Below are 18,105 nucleotides of genomic sequence, written 5' to 3'. Positions count from 1 at the left end.
TTGCGGCCTAGCCAAGAGTGCCGACTTCCATACCGCTGGCGCGGCAGGCCTCGATATTGGCGGGGTCAGTACGGGCCATTTCCAGCACCCAGTCGCGGAAGCGGGCAATCTTGGGCACGCTGCGACGTTCCTTGGGATAGCTGAGCCAATAACCCCCGCCCAGCGAGACACTCTCGTCAAATAATCGCACCAGCTGGCCGTTGGCGATTTCGCGCGCATAGAAGACCGGATTGCCCAATGCGATGCCCTGTCCGGCGATAGCAGTGGCGACCTCCATGGCCTGGTTCTCGCTGACGACGCGAGGAGGCGGCGGGTTCCGGTCATCGGCCATGCCGACGCGGGCAAACCATTCTGCCCATTCTTGCGGCAGTCCGACCAGCGGGGCCGATTTCAGATCGGCAGGGGTGCGGATATCCAGACTGGCCTGAAGTTCGGGGCTACACAGAGGGGTAAACAGGGCCGGGATGAGAAACCGGCTTTCCAGCCCCGGCCACTGGCCCGAACCGAACCGCAAGCCGATATCCGTGCCATGATCCGAAAAGTCGGACAGGCCATTATCGACATCGATTTTCACGGCCAGATCGGGATTGGCCAACTGGAACATGCCTATGCGCGTGGCCAGCCACTGGGTCGCCAGCGTCTGTAGGGTGGTAATGCCCAGAACCGACTGGTCCTGCTCCATCACATCATTGATCGCCCGCCGCATAAGGTTCAGGGCTTCGCTGGATGCCGAGGCCAGTCTTTGGCCTTCCAGTGTCAGGGCGATGCGCCGCGTTTCGCGCACGAACAGGGCCACCCCCAAACGCTGCTCCAGATCACGGATGCGCCAGCTGACGGCGGCCTGTGTCATGCCCAGAGCCTCTGCGGCGCGGGTGAAGCTGTTGAGGCGGGCCGTGGCCTCGAACACGCGGATAGCGTCCAGTGGAATACGGGCGAGATTGTCTATCATAAGCATACCTTATGTATATTCGCAGAGTCTCGTTTGCTATGAAATGCCGCGTTTGCCAATAATATCTTATCTGAAAGGAGATCGAACCATGGAAGAAGCGCACCGCACACATAAGGAACCCGCATGGGGCTGGATTTCTGTTCTGCTGGCCCATTGGGCCACGAAAGAAAAACTGGCCGCCAAGCCGCGCCTGACCGCGACACGACGCCGCGTCTTTACAAGGGCTTAGGCACAGGCTTGCCCTCACGGACCGCAGCACCCCATAAGGGCGGATTGCAATTGAGGGGCGTGGGCCAGTGCATCAACATATTCAAAAATATTCCATGGCGGTTGCGGCCGTTCTCGTCGCAACAGGGCTGACCGTTGCCCTTCCGGCCGAGGCCCAGTCCCGCCGTGCGCCCGCCGCCAGCGCCCCTGTGGCCGCATCTTCTGGCGCACCGGCCCGCTATAGCGCCGTCCGCGATGTGAACTTTGCCCAGACCATGCCGTCGGCATCGGGCACGCTGGTCCTGTTCGTGTCGGGCGAAGACGATCTGGCCGCGCGCGGTCTGGATGCCGCCACGGTTGATGCCATCAAGACCGGCCTGACGGGCGCCCGCTATACCTATGGTGCCCGCAAGAATATCAGCCTGTACGGTGTGGCCGGTTGGGACCGCATCTATGTGCAAGGTCTGTCCGCAAACGCCACGGGCGCAGACATGCAGACCGCCGGCACGATTGCAGGCCGCGCCCTGATGTCGGACCCTGCGACCCTGACCGTCGCGGCCAAGGGCCAGTCCAACGACACGGTTTCGGAAATCGTCACGGGGCTGGGTATCGGCCAGTATCGCGTTGATTTCTACAACACCACGGCAAGCCGTCCGGTAGCGGGTGCTGTCACTGTCATCACCGACAGCGCCGAGGCGCAGAGCCATTATCGCGGTCGCGGTGCGGCGATTGTCGAGGCGATGAACTGGACCCGCAACATTTCCAACGAACCGGCCAATGTCGTTTATCCCGACGTGTTTGCCGCGCGCACTCGCGAAGCCTTTGCCGGTATTCCGGGCGTGACCATCGAGGTGCTGGACGGTGCCGCCATGGAACGTCTGGGCATGGGTGCCATTCTGGGCGTTGGTCGCGGTTCGGTGCGTCCGCCTGCGATCGTGGCCGTGCGCTATCGCGGTGTGCAGTCCGATGCGCCGGTGGCGCTGGTCGGCAAAGGTATCACCTTTGACTCCGGCGGCATCTCCATCAAGCCCAGCGCCAATATGGGCAATATGAAGATGGATATGTCGGGTGCTGCGGGCGTGGTCGGGGCCGTGCTGGCACTGGCCAAGGCCGGTGCGCCGGTGGACGTGGTGGCTGTGGCCGCTGTGGCTGAAAACATGCCGGACGGTAATGCGATCCGACCTGGAGACGTGCTGACCGCCATGAACGGCAAGACCATCGAAATAGGCTCTACCGATGCCGAGGGACGTCTGGTGCTGGCCGATGCCATTGCCTGGGCGGACACCACCTATAACCCGTCGGCCATTATCGATGTCGCAACCCTGACCGGATCGGTCGGCGGGGCGCTGGGGCCGGACTATGCGGGCCTGTTCAGCCGTCACGATGCACTGGCCGCGCAGGTTGTGGCTGCGGGCAAGGCCTCGGGTGAGCAGGTATGGCAACTGCCGATGAACCCTGCCTATGGCAGCCGTATTTCTTCTCCCATCGCCGATTACCGCAATGGCGGCGAGCCGGGACCGGGTGCCGGTCTGGGGGCCGAGTTCATTGGCGAGTTCGTGCGTCCTGAAACGCCTTGGGCCCATATCGACATGGCCAATATGGCCTATGGCGGCGGCAATGATGTGAAACCGGCGGGCTCTGCGGGTTGGTCGGTGCGTCTGTTGGAGCGCCTCGTGCGCGACTTCCAGCCGGTGGCGAAGGAAAAGGGCACTGGCGGCCACTAAGCCCTCGTTGCTGAAATGAAGAAGGCCTCCGGTTCTATCGGAGGCCTTTTTTAGTGATCGACGGCGATGATAGCGACGGTCTGACCCGCCACTTCGGCCTCGTCATCGACCCGTTTGCCCATCAGGCCGCGGGCTAGAGGCGAGACATGGCTGATCGAGCCCTTGGCCGGATCGGCCTCGTCCTCGCCAACAATGGTCCATGCCTGGGTGCGACCATCCTCGCGCTCAATGGTGAAGGTTCCACCAAAGCGCACGCGTCCGTCGGCGGGCACTTCGACCAACTGTGCCGAGGACCGCCGTGCGATCCAGTAGCGGAGATCACGCGTGGCGCGGGCCATGGCGGTGCGGTCGCTCTCGATAGAGCCGGAGGTCTGGGCGGCATTATAGGCCGCGCGGACCGCTGCCAGTTCGGCTTCGATCTGTTCCAGACCTTGTTTCGTCACCCAGTTGGGATGGGTCGAGACAGGGCGATCCACCAGATCGGCGGCAGTCGCTTCAAGGTCTTCTTCACGGGTAAAAGCTACGCTCATAAGAGCATCATAGGCGGTTTGGCTGTGTTCCGGTAGGAAGGGCGCATGAATACCCCCGCTGCTCCCTCCTCCCGCATTCTTATTATCGGTGCCGGTCCTGCCGGACTGATGGCCGCCGAGCGCTTGGCCGTGGCCGGACACAGGGTCGATGTGTTTGAGAAAATGCCGTCGGTGGCGCGCAAATTCCTGATGGCGGGGCGTGGGGGCCTGAACCTGACACATTCCGAGCCACGCCCCTGTTTCGATGGTCGGTATGGCGAGGCAGAGCCTGTTGTGGCCCGCTGGCTTGACGGGTTTGATGCGGCGGCCCTGACGGCTTGGGCCGACGGGCTGGATGCGCAGACCTTTACCGGATCATCGGGTCGCATCTTTCCCAAGGTGATGAAGGCCTCGCCCCTGTTGCGGGCTTGGCTGGCGAGGCTGGAAGGACTGGATGTCGTCATCCATACCCGTCACAACTGGATCGGGCGCGAAGGTGACAACTGGCTGTTCGATACGCCCGAGGGTTCCAAAAGCCTCAAGGCCGATGCCGTTATTCTGGCGCTGGGCGGTGGCTCCTATGCCCGTCTGGGGTCGGATGGCGGCTGGGTGCGCGGGATGGAGGAAAACGCCATTGCCGTTCGCCCGCTACAGGCCGCCAATGTCGGCTTTGGAGTGGCGTGGTCGGACGTACTGCGAGAGCGGTTTGCGGGCCATCCGCTGAAGAATATCGTCATCTCGCACAAGGACCGTGCGGTGCGCGGCGAGGCGATGATTGCCGCCTATGGACTGGAAGGCGGTGCGATCTATGCCCTGTCGGCGGGCCTGCGCGAGGCAATCAATACCGATGGCCATACGGATATCCGCATTGATTTGCGGCCCGATCTGACAGTGCAAGAGCTGGAGCGCCGTCTGTCAAAGCCGCGTGGCAAGAACAGCCTCAGCAACCATCTTCGCAAGACCGTCCATCTGGATGCGGCCTCTGTGGCGCTGATGCGCGAGGTGGGACCGTTGCCCGATAGCCCGCAAGCCTTGGCGGCGCATATCAAGGCGGTGCCGGTGCGGTTGGACAGTGTGCAAGGACTGGACAAGGCCATTTCCAGCGCGGGCGGCATCCTGCTGGACCAGATCGATGACCGCCTGATGCTGAAGGCCATGCCGGGCGTGTTTGTCTGTGGCGAAATGCTGGACTGGGAAGCCCCCACAGGCGGCTATCTGCTTCAGGCCTGTTTTGCCTCCGGCGTGCGCGTCGCCGAGGGTGTGGTGGATTATTTGCAACCCTGAGGCTCGACAGGGCCGTTAAAACACGCGCACCTTCGGAACAGGGTTCCAAGGGAGATGATTATGCTGCGTTCGGCTTTATTCGGTGCGGGCCTGATGGCCTTGATGGCGGCGACGCCCGCTCTTGCTCAAACCATTGATCCGGATCGTCTGAATAATCTGACCCGCGAACTGGCGTCCGACCATTTCGAGGGACGCGGGCCGGTGACGGTCGGCGAAGACCGCACCATTGAATGGCTGATCCAGCAATTCTCGTCTCTGGGACTGGAGCCGGGTGGCTCTGACGGTAGCTGGGTACAGGTGGCCGAGGTCAGCCGCACCATGCAGGACGGCCCTGCGACCCTCAGCGCCCGTCATGGCGACCATGCCCTGACCTTTAACCGCGCCAGCGACATCATTGTCGCCTCGGACCGTCCGGTGGACCGCATCAGCTTGCAGGATGTACCGGTGGTGTTTGCCGGTTATGGCGTCTCGGCCCCCGAGCGCGGCTGGGACGATTTCAAGGACGTGGACGTGGCGGGCAAGATCATCCTTGTCATCGTCAATGATCCCGATTTCGGTGCGCCCGAAGGCCATCCGGTGGCCAACCGTTTCGATGGCCGCGCCATGACCTATTATGGCCGCTGGCCCTACAAGTTCCAGGAAGCGGCGGCGCAGGGCGCGGCGGGCGTGCTGGTCATCCACGACACGGCGGGCGCGGGCTATCCGTGGTCCACGCTGGAAGCGTCTTCGACGGCCCCCGATTTCGATATTGTCCGTGCCGATCCGATGAAGGAGCGCGTGGCGGCGCAAGGCTGGATTTCTGAGGGTGCCGCACAAAAGCTGATCGCGATGGGTGGGCATGATCTGGCGGCACTGCGCGAGGCGGCCCGCAGCGAGGACTTCCGCCCTGTCGAGCTGTCAGGCGTCGGCATGACCATCGAATTTGGCCAAAAGCACGACCGTGTTCAAACCCGCAATGTGCTGGCCCGCGTCACCGGATCGGAACGCCCCGATGAGGTGGTGATGTATGGTGCCCACTGGGACGCCTATGGCCGCGCCACCCCCAAGAACGGCGACGACATCTATAATGGCGCGGTCGATAATGCGACGGGCGTAGCGGCGGTTCTGGAACTGGCCCGCCTGTTTGCCGAAGGGCCAAAACCGCGCCGTTCGGTCGGCTTCATCTCTTGGGCCGCCGAGGAAAACGGTCTGCTGGGGGCGGAATACTATGCCGCCAATCCGGTCTGGCCGCTGGAAACGACTGTGGCCAATATCAATATGGACAGCCTGTTGCCGGGGGCGGAAATCGACCCGACGGTGGTGGTGATCGGGCCGGACAAGTCCGATCTGGATGGCCGTCTCAAGGTCAAGGTCGAGCGTGACGGGCGCCGTCTGATCCCCGATCCGGCCCCGCAGGCGGGGGCCTTCTATCGCTCGGACCACTTCCCTCTGGCGCGTTCGGGCGTCCCCGCCCTGTTCGCGGCGGCGGGCTTTACCGGACATAATGCCGCCAGCCGTGACTATGTGGCCAACCGCTATCACCAGCCGACCGACGAGTGGACACCGGACTGGACGATGGAGGGGGCCGCCGCCGACGTGCAGCTTCTGTTCGAGGTCGGGCGCGATCTGGCCAATAGCTCGGACTGGCCGCAATGGTCGGCGGGTGCCGAATTTGAGGCTGTTCGCAAGCAAAGCGATGCGCGACGCCAACCCTGAGGTGGTGATGTGATCGGGTCGTGACCTTGGACGCCTCTCGGGTTAAGTCTGGGATCATGACCCAGTCTGTCGAAATCCACGGCCTTTGCCCCGCCCCGTTCAGCGCAGTGAAGGATGCCTTTGCTGCCAATTTCACCGATGCACCCGAAGGCCTCAACGAGGTCGGTGCGCGGTTCTCGATCACGATCGAGGGCGAGACGGTGATCGACCTGTGGGGCGGCTCTGCCGATGTGGCGGGCCACAAGCCCTTTACCCAGACGACGCTGGTGCCGGTGTTTTCCAGCGGTAAGGCGGTGATGGCACTGCTGATCGCCACCTGCGTGGAACGCGGTCTGCTGTCTTATGAGGAAAAGGTCGCGACCTATTGGCCGGACTTTGCCCAGAACGGCAAGGGCGAGCTGACGGTGGGTCAATTGATGAGCCACCAAGCGGGCCTGCCGGGCTTTGACGAGCCGGTTGATCCAGCCATCTGGTATGATCCGCCCGCTGTATTGGCGCGGCTGGCGGCGCAAAAGCCGATGTGGGCACCGGGCACGGCCTCTGGCTATCACCCGATCTCGATTGGCCTGATGGCGGGCGAGCTTTTCCGTATTGCCGATGGCCGTTCGATGGGCACCGCCCTGCGCGAAGAGTTTTGCGAGCCGTTCGGCCTTGATCTGTGGATCGGCACCCCTGCCAGCGAGCATGACCGCGCCGCCGAGATGAAACGCCCCAGCAGCCTGCCTAATCTTGGCAAGCTGGACGAACTGAAGATGGCGGCCTTTGTGAACAAGGGCGCGGCCCCCGGCGGGCGCGGCTCGGCCGAATGGCGCGAGGCGGAAATCCCGTCGGCCAATATGCATGCAGCGGGTGTCGATCTGGCGCGCATCTTGTCCATCATCGCCAATGAGGGCCGCTTTAACGGCCAGCATATCCTGTCGGCAGAGACCCTGTCGCAACTGTCGCGCGAGCGCATCCACGGACAAGACAAGATCCTGCCGTTCAACCTGTCATGGGCGGCGGGCCTGATGCGCAATGAGGGGCTGGATATTTTCGGCACCAATCCCGACGCCCTTGGCCATTGCGGTTGGGGTGGCTCGCTGGTCTGGGCAGACCCCAAGGCGCGCGTTTCGGGGGCCTATGTGATGAACCGCCAGTCGCCGCACCTGTTGGGCGACCCGCGGGCTGTCGCGCTGGTGAACGCGGTTTACGCCGCGCTCTAAACCTTAAGGGACGGCATAGGCCGACGGTGGCAAGGCGATCTGGTCATGCAGAATCTGCCAGCCGTCGGTCGAACGACGCAACAGGCGCGTGAACAGGGCGCGGTGATGCTGGCCATTGATGGTGAGGATCATCCGGCCCGAGGCAATGGCCGTATAGTCGTCCAGTTGCAGCGTCTCGAACCACTCATAGTTCATGGTGCCAAGACCGCCTGTAGCCGCCTGACGGGTGGTCAGCCAGTCGCGCACAGGCTCGGGCCCCTTGAACGGTTCGTCACCCAGCATGACCAGCAAGGGCTGGTCCTCGGTGTAAAAACCCATAATGGCGTCGACATCGCCGCCCGACCAGGCGGCGGCGGCCGCATCCAGCGTGTCGCTGATCTGGTCAAAGATCACGGCTGTCGAGGGCGTCGGGTTCAGGCTGACCTGTTCACGGGCCTCAAGCGGCTGGGCGTCGCGCGCGGTACGGATGATCTCGTCCTGCGCCGTGGCACAGGACGGAAGGCCCGTCAGAATGAGCAGAGACAGCGTGGCGGTGGCGAGGGAGCGCGAAATGTTCATCGCCCCCATCATGGCCGACCTACGGTCCGCACTCAATCTTTGTGCCGCACTTAGTCTGGCCGATTGTCCGGATTGCGTTCTTGGGGTGTGGTGACGAGGCCCGGCTCGAACTCGGTGATGGCCGCGGCCTTCTTGCGGGCATTATGGACCGCACCGGCAGTAAAGACGGCCACAGCCGCCCAGATAAAGCCGAATGAAATGCCGCGCAGCAGGCTTAAGGGCTCGCCCTGGATCATGCCGATCACAAACACCATGGTGGGGGCGATATATTGCAGAAAGCCCATGGTCGAGAGCGGCATACGACGCGCGGCCCAAGAAAACAGCATCAGCGGAATAACTGTTAACGGCCCCGAGAAGAGCAGCCACAGGCTGGTTGTCCAGTCCTGACCGAAATGGCCCTGACCCGACAATTGTATCCAGATCACCCATGCCAGAGCCGGAACGGACAAGATCAGGCATTCGATAAACAGTCCGGTCTGGGCATCAGCCGAAACACGTTTACGGATGATCCCGTACAGCGAGAAACTGCAGGCCAGTATCAGCGAAATCCACGGGGCATGGCCAAGGGCGATGGTCTGGATCACCACGCCGATGATCGCCAGACCGATGGCGACAAAGCCGATACGGGTGATCTTTTCGCGGAACAGCCATGCGCCAGCGGCCATGTTCAGCAGCGGATTCAGATAATAGCCCAGCGCCGCATCCAGAGTGCGCCCATTATTCACCGCAAGGATATAGGTCACCCAGTTGGTGGCGATAACCAGTGATGACAGCACTAGAAAACCGAAGGTGCGCGGATCGCGCAGAACGGCCAGTATCTGGCTGGACTGACGCGCCAGAATGACCAGGCCGGCGGCCCAGACCACACCCCACATCGAGCGGTGCGCCAGAATTTCCCAAGGATCGGCCCCATGCGCGCCCATCTGCTGGAAGGCCAGAGGGATAACCCCCCAGATCAGATAGCAGATGATACCGGCGGTCAGGGCCTGACGGGATTCAGGGTGGGGATGGGAGGACGCGTTCACTAAGGCACCTATGGGCGCATGGCCGCACTCGGGTTTACAGGAAAACGCCCCGAAGGCGGGCTTCGGGGCGTAAGGTTTTTAAACGATCATGGTCCGCACACCGGATTTCGGTGTGATGGTTCCGGTTTCGTCCAGCAACTGGGCGATCTGAACGGCGTTCAGGGCCGCGCCCTTGCGCAGGTTGTCGGACACAACCCAGAAGCTGAGGCCGTTCTCGACGGTCGGGTCCTTGCGGATACGCGAGATGAATACGGCGTGTTCACCGGCGGCATCGACCGGGGTGATATAGCCGTCATGCTCCATCTTATCGATGACCAGAACGCCGGGTGCTTCGCGCAGGATATCACGGGCTTCGTCCGGCTCGATCGGGCGGTCGAACTCGACGGTCACGGATTCCGAGTGGCCGACAAACACCGGCACGCGCACGCAGGTGACGGTCAGTTTGATATTCGGGTCCAGCATCTTGTGGGTCTCGTCCCACATCTTGGCTTCTTCGTCGGTATAGCCGTCATCGCGGAACGAACCGATGTAGGGAATGACGTTGAAGGCGATCTGCTTGGGGAATTTCTTGGGCGTGGTATCGCCAAGACCATAGACAGCCTTGGTCTGGTTCCACAGCTCGTCCATGCCTTCCTTGCCGGCGCCCGAAACCGACTGGTAGGTCGAGACAACAGCGCGCTTGATCTTGGCGGCGTCGTGCAGCGGCTTGAGCGCTACCACCAGCTGCGCGGTCGAGCAGTTCGGGTTGGCGATGATGTTCTTCTTCTTGGCCAGCTTGACCGCGTCCGGATTCACTTCCGGCACAATCAGCGGCACATCGTCGTCCTGACGGAAGGCCGAGGAGTTATCGATGACGATTGGTCCAAGCTTGCCGATCTTTTCCGACCACTCGCGCGAGACAGAGCCGCCAGCCGACATCAATACGATATCTACGGTCGAGAAATCGAACTGCTCGATGTCTTCGCAATAGATGGTCTTGTCGCCCCAGGCGACTTCCATGCCTTTCGATTTTCGTGAAGCAATCGCGTGCATTTTCTCGACAGGAAAGTTCAGCTCCTCGAGAATGGACAGCATTTCCCGACCGACATTGCCGGTGGCGCCTACGATGGCGACGCGATAGCCCATGATAAAATCTACCTTTTGGGAGGGTTGTTGAAATAGAGTTTCTGCATTTGGTGCTTTCGTGGGTGCAGTGCAACCAAAAACATCCAAGATCGCTGTTTTGCTGGACGGTATCTTTGCAACCTGAGGCTTGGCAGACTATCTGCTGGCTATGACTTCCCGCATTCGTAACGCCTATGACATCCGCCTCGAAGAAGGTGTGATCAATCCCGATCCGGCCCAGGAGGGTCTGATTGCGGAACTGGAACGTCTGGAACTGGATCTGGCCAAGAAGGGCCTGTTCGGTTCGGTGCCGGAGGTTCGCGGCATCTATATCTGGGGTCCGCCGGGACGTGGCAAGTCTATGCTGATGGACCTGTTCTTTGCCTCGACGCCGGAACAGAAAAAGGTTCGCGCCCACTTCCACGCCTTTATGGCGCGTGTGCACGATCTGGTGCGCCAGTGGCGCGAGGGCGACAAGGCCACCCGCAAGGCCGTGTTCGGCCAGCACAAGGGCGATGATCCCATCCCGCCGGTGGCCGCCCTGATTGCGTCCGAGGCGCGCTTGCTGTGCTTTGACGAGCTTCAGGTCACCGACATTGCCGATGCGATGATTTTGGGTCGACTGTTCGATGCCCTGTTCGAGAAGAAGGTGGTGCTCGCCATTACCTCGAACCGTGCGCCTGAAGACCTCTATAAGAACGGCATCAACCGCCAGCTCTTCCTGCCCTTTATCGACATGCTGCGCGAAAAGACCGTGGTGGTCGAAACCGCAGGGGCCAAGGATTTCCGTCTGGATCGCCTGTCGGGTGACAAGGTGTGGTTCGCCACCGATGTCGAGGGCAATATCGCAGCCTACGAGTTGCTGTGGTCCGATCTCAAGGGGGGAGAGACTGAAGAGCCGACCAGCCTGACTGTGTTGGGCCGCGAAGTGAAGGTGGATCGTACGGTCGGCGGTATGGCACGCGCGACATTTGCCGACCTGTGCGGAAAGCCCTTGGGGCCGCAGGACTATCTGGCCATCGCTAAACGCTTCCACACCCTGTTCCTCGAAGACGTGCCCAAACTGGGCCCGAACAAACGCCAAGAAGCGCGCCGTCTGGTGACGCTGATCGATGCCCTCTACGAGGCCAAGACCCGTCTGGTGGTTCTGGCCGAGGCTGAGCCGGAGGTCCTCTATACCGAAGGCGACGGAGCCTTCGAGTTCGAACGCACCGTCTCGCGCCTGAACGAAATGCGTAGCCAAAGCTGGCTGGAGCAAGAACCGGAAGCTCTTAAATAGGGCAAAGAAATAGGGCCGCATCCTGAAGGACGCGGCCCTATTTTTTGCGACGTCTCTTCCTATCGTTCGCGACGCGGTCGCTCACTACTTGAGGAAGAGACTTTAGGCCCACCGAAGCGGGCCTTGGTCAATTAAGCCAGCGACGGGTCTGCTTGCTTACAGGCTTCGATCAGACCGTTCACCGAGGCGACCGAGGTGGCCAGCATGGCCTTCTCTTCGTCGTTGGTGGTGAACTCGACGATCTTCTCGACGCCAGCGGCACCGATCATGGCCGGTACGCCGACATACAGGTCTTTCAGGCCGTATTCGCCGTTGACGTAAACGGCCGACGGCAGGACGCGCTTTTGGTCCAGCAGGTACGAACGGGCCATGGCGATGGCCGATTCAGCCGGAGCATAGAAGGCCGAGCCGGTCTTCAGCAGGGCCACGATTTCGCCGCCACCCTTACGGGTGCGCTCGACGATAGCGTCCAGTTCGGCTTGGGTCAGGAAGCCAGCAGCAACAGCGTCCGGCAGCGGCAGGCCGCCCACGGTCGAGTGGCGAACCATCGGGACCATGTCGTCGCCGTGACCGCCGAGGGTCCAGGCGTGGATGTCCTGGATCGAAACGCCGGTTTTTTCAGCCAGGAAGTAGGCGAAGCGTGCCGAGTCCAGCACGCCGGCCATGCCGACGACCTTCTCTTTCGGCAGGCCCGAGAATTTTTGCAGCGCCCAGACCATGGCGTCCAGCGGGTTGGTGATGCAGATCACAAACGCGTTCGGGGCGTATTGCTTGATGCCTTCACCAACGGCCTTCATGACCTTGAGGTTGATACCGATCAGGTCGTCGCGGCTCATGCCCGGCTTGCGCGGCACACCTGCGGTGACGATGCAGACGTCTGCGCCTGCGATGTCGGCATAGTCGTTCGCGCCCTTCAGGGCCACGTCTTGACCGAAGACGGCCGATGCTTCGGCGATGTCCAGACCCTTGCCTTGCGGGGTACCTTCAGCGATGTCGAACAGGACGACGTCGCCCAGAGCTTCGCGAGCTGCGATGTGGGCGAGGGTGCCGCCGATCATACCGGCGCCGATAAGGGCGATCTTTGCACGAGCCATTTAAGGTCTCTCCAGTCTTGTAGTGACAACAAGGGAACGTGGCCGCGGCATAAACCCGACAGGCGATGCGAGCAAGTCGTTCGACTTAGGTCGTACGATTTTGAGAGCAATGTTTTCTTGAGTGCCCGAATTCAGAGATGATACCCGCCCGCAAAGGTTGGGGTTATAAGGCGCTATGAAAGATTTTGCCGCCGATCCCGCCTTCGAGGCCGCTTCCGTTCCTGTTGCCGAATGGCCGTTGTGCCATGTGCGATTGCAAAATGACGCCCGCTATTGCTGGCTGATCCTGTTGCCGCGCGTGAACACGGCCGTGGAACTGTCTGACCTCGATCCAGCCCAACGGGCGGGCCTCATGGAAGAGATTGTTCGTGCAGGAGAAGTTGTGACCACCATGGCCGCCGCCGAGGGTTGTCCGGTGGACAAGATCAACACGGCCGCCTTGGGTAATGTGACGTCGCAACTTCATGTGCATGTGGTGGGACGCAGGCGTGACGATCCGCTGTGGCCGGATCCGGTCTGGGGGCGTCCCGGGGCGATTTCTTGCGCGCCGGATCAGCTTCAGGCTCGCAAGGAAATCATTGTTCGCCGCTAGAACGGGGCGCGACGCACTTAATATCCCGACTATTGGTGCGGTTTCGTTGACATCGCCTGCTGCACGGCACAAAAGCCTTTGCAACAGTCTGACCCTGAATTTCCACAGGTTTTTTGAGAATCATTCGCATGTCCAATCAGCAGGCAGCGGGTGGAACCAACGGCGACCGGACCGGCCGCTACGTTCGCCACCCCAACGGGCACGTTACGCCCATGTCCCCTTTCACCTCGGTATGGCGTTGGCACATCACCATGATGGCCTCCATCCTGTTCCGTGTGACCATCGGCGCGGCGACAGTTGGCGCGGTACTGGTGCTGGCCTGGCTGGCGACGGCCGCCAATGGTGCTGAAGCCTATGCCAAGTTTGCGGCCTGCTTTGCCTCGCCTCTGGGCTTGATTGTCGGTTTTGGCCTGACGGTTGTGTTGTTCTCGTTCTTCCTGAACGGCGGCCGTCACCTGATCAACGATTTCGGCTATGGCCTGACCGTCAAGTCGGCCAACCTGATGGCGCGCATCGCTGTGTGGGGGCCGCTGGTTCTTGCTGTTCTGTTCTGGGTTGCCCTGTTCGCAACCGGAAAGGTTTCGCTGTGAGCGCTGCACCCAAGTTCAAAAACAATGTGAAAATCTCCGAGCGTCACGGTGCCGGAGAGTGGAAGATCGAAAAAGCGCTGCTGCTGCTTTTGATGCCGCTGAGCCTGTGGGTCGCCTCGACCGGCTTTACGCTGGCCGGTGCTGACGCGGCGGCTGTGGGCGCATGGTTCGCCAGCGGCCTGAACCGCCTGCTGCTGATCGTCACGGTTCTGGCCTTCTATGGCTTTGCCTATCTCGCCTGGAAGGTGATCATCGAGGACTATGTCCCGGCTCCGGGTTCGCGCAAGTCGCTGAGTCTTGTCGCGCTGATCGCCTTTGTAGCGCTGGCTGCTGCCAGCATTTACTTCATCGTGCGCGCCGCTGCTGCGCTGGCCGCAGGAGCTTAATCGACCATGGCTGCATACGAGCTTATTGATCACGAATACGACGTCGTTGTCGTCGGTGCGGGTGGCTCGGGCCTTCGTGCCGCACTCGGCGCCGCCCAGCAGGGCCTGAAGGTCGCCTGCGTCACCAAGGTCTTCCCGACCCGCTCGCATACCGTGGCCGCCCAAGGCGGCATTTCGGCGTCGCTGGGCAATATGGGCGAGGACAGCTGGCAATGGCACATGTACGACACCGTCAAGGGGTCGGACTGGCTGGGTGACCAAGACTCGATCGAATATCTGGTCCGCAACGCGCCGCAAGCCGTTTACGAGCTGGAACACTGGGGTGTGCCGTTCTCGCGTACCGAGGAAGGTAAAATCTACCAGCGCGCCTTCGGTGGTATGACCCGCAACTTCGGTGAAGGCCCTGTTCAGCGCACCTGCGCCGCTGCCGACCGTACCGGCCACGCCATCCTGCACACCCTGTACGGCCAGTCGGTTCGTCGTGAAGTGAAATTCTTCGTTGAATACTTCGCGCTCGACCTGATCATGCAAGACGGCGTCTGCACCGGCGTCACGGCTCTGCAGCTGGACAATGGCCAGATGCACCAGTTCCGCGCCAAGATGGTCGTTCTGGCCACCGGCGGTTACGGTCGCGCCTACTTCTCGGCGACCTCGGCCCACACCTGCACCGGCGACGGTAATGCGATGGTGCTGCGCGCCGGCCTGCCGCTGCAGGACATGGAGTTCGTCCAGTTCCACCCGACCGGCATCTATGGTGCCGGCTGCCTGATTACCGAAGGTGCTCGCGGTGAAGGTGGCTATCTGACCAACTCGGAAGGCGAGCGCTTCATGGAGCGTTATGCGCCGACCGTGAAGGACTTGGCACCGCGTGACATGGTCTCGCGCTCGATGACGCTGGAAATCCGCGAAGGTCGTGGCGTGGGCCCGAACAAGGACCACATCTTCCTGCACCTCGATCACCTGGATCCGGACATCCTGCATGCCCGCCTGCCGGGTATCTCGGAGTCGGCCAAGATCTTTGCCGGTGTTGACGTGACCAAGGAGCCGATCCCGGTTCTGCCGACCGTTCACTACAATATGGGCGGTATCCCGACCAACTATCACGGCGAAGTGCTTACCCTGCGCGACGGCAACCCCGACAGCGTGGTTCCGGGCCTAATGGCTGTGGGCGAAGCCGCCTGCGTCTCGGTGCACGGTGCCAACCGTCTGGGCTCGAACTCGCTGACCGACCTTGTGGTGTTCGGCCGCGCTGTCGGCCTGCGTTGCGGTGAAGTCGTCGACAAGGCCGCCAAGGTCCAAGACGCTCCGAAATCGCAGACCGACGCCCACATGGCTCGCTTCGACCGCTTCCGTTACGCTTCGGGCTCGACCCCGACCTCGGAACTGCGCCTGCAAATGCAGCGCGCCATGCAGACCGACGCTGCCGTGTTCCGCACCGGCAAGACGCTGGAAGAAGGCGTCCAGAAGCTGCGCGCCATCGACGCGGCCGGTTCCGACATCAAGACCACGGATCGTGGCTTGATCTGGAACACCGACCTGATGGAAACTCTCGAATATGACAACCTGATCGCTCAGGCTGTTGTGACCATCGAAGGCGCGGCCAACCGTACCGAGTCCCGTGGCGCACACGCCCGTGAGGACTTCCCGGATCGTGATGACGAGAACTGGATGAAGCATACCCTGGCGTGGAAGCGTCCGGGCGAAGGCGTCCAGATCGACTACCGTCCGGTTCACAAATACACCATGTCGGACGAGGTCTCGTATATCGAGCCCAAGGCCCGCGTGTACTAAGGAGGATTTGAAACATGGTTCAACTCAACCTCCCGCGCGGCTCCAAGCCGACGACCGGCAAGGTCCACAAGGCTCCGGCTGGTGCCAAGAACGTGAAGGCCTACAAGGTCTATCGTTACGATCCTGAAGTGGACGCCGATCCGCGTTGGGACACCTATGAGGTGTCATCGGACGAGCACGGCCCGATGCTGCTGGACGCGCTGATCCACATCAAGAACACGATCGACCCGACCCTGTCGTTCCGCCGTTCGTGCCGTGAAGGCATCTGTGGTTCGTGCTCGATGAACATCGACGGCTCGAATACTCTCGCCTGCACCAAGGGCTGGGAAGAGTGCAAGTCGCACAACATCACCATTGCTCCCCTGCCCCACCAGCCGGTGGTCAAGGATCTGGTGACCGACCTGTCGCTGTTCTACGCCCAGTATGACTCGATCCAGCCCTATCTGCAGTCCGACATTCCGGATCCGGAAAAGGAACGCCTGCAGTCGCCGGAAGACCGCGAGAAGCTGGATGGCCTGTACGAGTGCATCCTGTGCGCCTGCTGCTCGACCTCATGCCCGAGCTACTGGTGGAACCAGGAAGAGTATCTCGGCCCGGCAGCCCTGCTGCAATCCTATCGCTGGATTTCGGACAGCCGCGACGACGCGACCCAAAAGCGCCTCGATGATCTTGAAGACCCCTTCAAGCTTTATCGCTGCCACACCATCATGAACTGCGCTCAGGTGTGCCCGAAGGGTCTGAACCCTGCCAAGGCTATCGCCGAGACGAAGAAGCTGATGGTTTCGCCGTCGCGCAAAAAGGAGAAGGCGAGCGCGTAAGCGCCCGCCCTACCCCTTGGCGAAGATCAAATATATCGAGTTCGACGGCCGCGAGCATGAGATCGAGGTCAAGAACGGCCTCTCTGTCATGGAAGGCGCGGTACGTCATAACGTTCCGGGCATTGACGCGGACTGTGGCGGGGCATGTGCCTGTGCCACCTGTCACGTCTATGTTGACGAGGATTTTCTGGATGTGACGGGCCGCCCGTCAGCGATGGAAGAGTCCATGCTCGATTTCGCTGAAAATGTGCAGCCCAACAGTCGGCTCTCGTGCCAGATAAGGGTCAGCGATGATCTGGATGGCTTGATTGTCCGTCTGCCGGAAAACCAGCACTAAGATGATTGATCCCCGACTGCTGCAAGTGGTCGGGGATTTTCTTTGCCCGTATCTGCATGCCGAGTGTCCAGCCCTGATCGGCATTGCCGGGTCACAAGGCTCGGGCAAAAGCACCTTGGCGCAATATCTCGCGGCGACCTTTGGCGGGGTCAGCCTGTCTCTGGACGATGTTTATCTGACGAAGGCGGAACGCAAGACATTGGGCCGCACAGTGCATCCCTTGTTCGAGACGCGCGGACCACCTCTGACGCATGATCTGGGACTGCTGGATCAGGTACTGGAAGCTTTGAAAAGGGCCGGACCTGACAGTCGAACGCCCCTGCCCTCTTTTGACAAACTGGCCGATGATCGACGTCCGCAAAATCAATGGCCGGTCTATATCGGAAAACCCAGCCTGATTATCCTCGAGGGCTGGTGTCTCGGGGCAGAGCCGGAGCCGAAAGAGCGTCTGGCCATAGCCGTAAATGCTATGGAGAGAGAACATGACCCGGATGGTGTTTGGCGCGGGGCTATCAATGCCGCTCTTTCAGCAGATTATGCCCGTTTGCGATCGCGTCTGGACGCACTGATCTATTTGAAGGCCCCAAGTTTCGAGCGTGTTCTGGATTGGCGTTGCCAGCAGGAGGCAGGCTTGCTGGGCGTGAAAGCGATAGATGCGGACAGGCGTAAAGCTCTGGCCGCGTTCATCGCTCGTTTTGAGCGTCTGACCCGCTGGATGATGCAGGGCGGCCTTACCACAAGCCTTGAAATCCAACTGGACGATAGTCGGCAGCTTGTTGCGACGACACGCGAAAGACCTATCTTTGAAACCTGATTAGGCCCGAGTACGGGGTCCGGTTTTAGAGTTTGGTTCAGTGCTTGGTTTGTTTAAACGCGGGTCGGAAGCGGCTCCCAAAATGGAAACCCTGAATAGTCCTGCGACTCTCTGTGCGGGGCGTATGGAGTATCCTTGTGTGATCCG

General features: G+C 61.3%; 19 protein-coding genes. 13 read left to right on the top strand and 6 right to left on the bottom strand.

The features are described from left to right. Nucleotides 1–7: 7 nt before the first annotated feature. On the bottom strand, nucleotides 8–949 hold the full coding sequence (locus WEU32_RS00555) for a LysR substrate-binding domain-containing protein (protein WP_406852497.1): 942 nt from the start codon (nucleotides 947–949) through the stop codon (nucleotides 8–10). Nucleotides 950–1,037: 88 nt separating this feature from the next. Between WEU32_RS00555 and WEU32_RS00550 the strand changes: the two genes are divergently transcribed. Both WEU32_RS00550 and WEU32_RS00545 read left to right on the top strand, forming a co-directional pair. After that, nucleotides 1,038–1,178 carry a hypothetical protein gene (locus WEU32_RS00550; RefSeq protein WP_167175780.1) on the top strand — a complete coding sequence of 47 codons (141 nt, stop codon included), beginning with the start codon at nucleotides 1,038–1,040 and terminating at the stop codon, nucleotides 1,176–1,178. A gap of 94 nt (nucleotides 1,179–1,272) precedes the next feature. Continuing rightward, on the top strand, nucleotides 1,273–2,880 hold the full coding sequence (locus WEU32_RS00545; RefSeq protein WP_406852496.1) for a leucyl aminopeptidase family protein: 1,608 nt from the start codon (nucleotides 1,273–1,275) through the stop codon (nucleotides 2,878–2,880). Nucleotides 2,881–2,930: 50 nt separating this feature from the next. On the opposite strand, the gene greA is transcribed toward WEU32_RS00545, so the two are convergent. Continuing rightward, nucleotides 2,931–3,410: a transcription elongation factor GreA gene (greA, locus tag WEU32_RS00540; protein WP_406852495.1), complete on the bottom strand. Its 480-nt coding sequence runs from the start codon at nucleotides 3,408–3,410 to the stop codon at nucleotides 2,931–2,933. A 45-nt stretch (nucleotides 3,411–3,455) separates the two neighbouring features. Between greA and WEU32_RS00535 the strand changes: the two genes are divergently transcribed. Genes WEU32_RS00535 through WEU32_RS00525 form a run of 3 tightly spaced genes read left to right on the top strand, consistent with a single transcriptional unit; the run spans nucleotide 3,456 to nucleotide 7,570 of the window. After that, complete coding sequence (locus WEU32_RS00535) at nucleotides 3,456–4,673, top strand: TIGR03862 family flavoprotein (protein ID WP_406852494.1); 1,218 nt, start codon at nucleotides 3,456–3,458, stop codon at nucleotides 4,671–4,673. Nucleotides 4,674–4,733: 60 nt separating this feature from the next. Continuing rightward, a complete protein-coding gene (locus tag WEU32_RS00530; protein ID WP_406852493.1) occupies nucleotides 4,734–6,368 on the top strand; it encodes a M20/M25/M40 family metallo-hydrolase in 1,635 nt (544 codons plus the stop codon). Nucleotides 6,369–6,424: 56 nt separating this feature from the next. After that, nucleotides 6,425–7,570, top strand: a complete 1,146-nt coding sequence (locus tag WEU32_RS00525) for a serine hydrolase domain-containing protein (RefSeq protein ID WP_406852492.1) — start codon at nucleotides 6,425–6,427, stop codon at nucleotides 7,568–7,570. Nucleotides 7,571–7,573: 3 nt separating this feature from the next. Here the strand turns inward: WEU32_RS00525 and WEU32_RS00520 are convergent, their stop codons facing one another. The 3 genes from WEU32_RS00520 to WEU32_RS00510 all read right to left on the bottom strand — a co-directional run bounded on the left by WEU32_RS00520 (nucleotide 7,574) and on the right by WEU32_RS00510 (nucleotide 10,278). Next, entirely contained in the window at nucleotides 7,574–8,128 is a 555-nt protein-coding gene (locus tag WEU32_RS00520) for a YybH family protein (protein WP_406852491.1), read from the bottom strand. A gap of 50 nt (nucleotides 8,129–8,178) precedes the next feature. After that, the gene (gene rarD, locus WEU32_RS00515) at nucleotides 8,179–9,153 is read right to left on the bottom strand and encodes an EamA family transporter RarD (RefSeq protein ID WP_406852490.1); all 975 of its coding nucleotides are present in this window, start codon (nucleotides 9,151–9,153) and stop codon (nucleotides 8,179–8,181) included. A 78-nt stretch (nucleotides 9,154–9,231) separates the two neighbouring features. Continuing rightward, entirely contained in the window at nucleotides 9,232–10,278 is a 1,047-nt protein-coding gene (locus WEU32_RS00510) for an aspartate-semialdehyde dehydrogenase (RefSeq protein WP_406852489.1), read from the bottom strand. A gap of 148 nt (nucleotides 10,279–10,426) precedes the next feature. On the opposite strand from WEU32_RS00510, the gene zapE reads away from it, so the two are divergent. Then, nucleotides 10,427–11,536, top strand: coding sequence for a cell division protein ZapE (gene zapE / locus WEU32_RS00505; RefSeq protein WP_406852488.1), 1,110 nt, complete (start codon nucleotides 10,427–10,429; stop codon nucleotides 11,534–11,536). A 131-nt stretch (nucleotides 11,537–11,667) separates the two neighbouring features. Here zapE and mdh read toward each other — a convergent pair whose 3' ends face one another. After that, on the bottom strand, nucleotides 11,668–12,630 hold the full coding sequence (mdh, locus tag WEU32_RS00500) for a malate dehydrogenase (RefSeq protein WP_406852487.1): 963 nt from the start codon (nucleotides 12,628–12,630) through the stop codon (nucleotides 11,668–11,670). A 175-nt stretch (nucleotides 12,631–12,805) separates the two neighbouring features. Here mdh and WEU32_RS00495 point away from each other — a divergent pair, with 175 nt between their 5' ends. The 7 genes from WEU32_RS00495 (at nucleotide 12,806) to WEU32_RS00465 (ending at nucleotide 17,958) form a co-directional block, all read left to right on the top strand. Next, nucleotides 12,806–13,222, top strand: coding sequence for an HIT domain-containing protein (locus WEU32_RS00495; protein WP_312814700.1), 417 nt, complete (start codon nucleotides 12,806–12,808; stop codon nucleotides 13,220–13,222). A gap of 212 nt (nucleotides 13,223–13,434) precedes the next feature. Next, a complete protein-coding gene (sdhC, locus tag WEU32_RS00490; RefSeq protein ID WP_312138619.1) occupies nucleotides 13,435–13,812 on the top strand; it encodes a succinate dehydrogenase, cytochrome b556 subunit in 378 nt (125 codons plus the stop codon). Further along, nucleotides 13,809–14,198, top strand: a complete 390-nt coding sequence (locus WEU32_RS00485; RefSeq protein ID WP_312138617.1) for a succinate dehydrogenase — start codon at nucleotides 13,809–13,811, stop codon at nucleotides 14,196–14,198. The genes sdhC and WEU32_RS00485 overlap by 4 nt, the downstream gene beginning before the upstream one ends. Nucleotides 14,199–14,204: 6 nt before the next feature. Continuing rightward, nucleotides 14,205–15,989, top strand: a complete 1,785-nt coding sequence (sdhA, locus tag WEU32_RS00480) for a succinate dehydrogenase flavoprotein subunit (protein WP_406852486.1) — start codon at nucleotides 14,205–14,207, stop codon at nucleotides 15,987–15,989. A gap of 14 nt (nucleotides 15,990–16,003) precedes the next feature. Beyond that, nucleotides 16,004–16,807, top strand: a complete 804-nt coding sequence (locus tag WEU32_RS00475) for a succinate dehydrogenase iron-sulfur subunit (protein WP_312138614.1) — start codon at nucleotides 16,004–16,006, stop codon at nucleotides 16,805–16,807. Nucleotides 16,808–16,823: 16 nt separating this feature from the next. Then, the gene (locus WEU32_RS00470; RefSeq protein ID WP_167175841.1) at nucleotides 16,824–17,144 is read left to right on the top strand and encodes a 2Fe-2S iron-sulfur cluster-binding protein; all 321 of its coding nucleotides are present in this window, start codon (nucleotides 16,824–16,826) and stop codon (nucleotides 17,142–17,144) included. Nucleotide 17,145: 1 nt separating this feature from the next. Then, nucleotides 17,146–17,958 (top strand): kinase, encoded by an 813-nt coding sequence (locus tag WEU32_RS00465; RefSeq protein ID WP_406852485.1) that lies wholly within the window; start codon nucleotides 17,146–17,148, stop codon nucleotides 17,956–17,958. Nucleotides 17,959–18,105: the final 147 nt, after the last annotated feature.

This window comes from Brevundimonas sp. BH3, from assembly GCF_045345115.1.
Taxonomy (GTDB): Bacteria; Pseudomonadota; Alphaproteobacteria; order Caulobacterales; family Caulobacteraceae; genus Brevundimonas.
The sequence above is the reverse complement of the archived record's forward strand: the minus strand, read 5'-3'. Positions and strand labels throughout refer to the sequence as shown.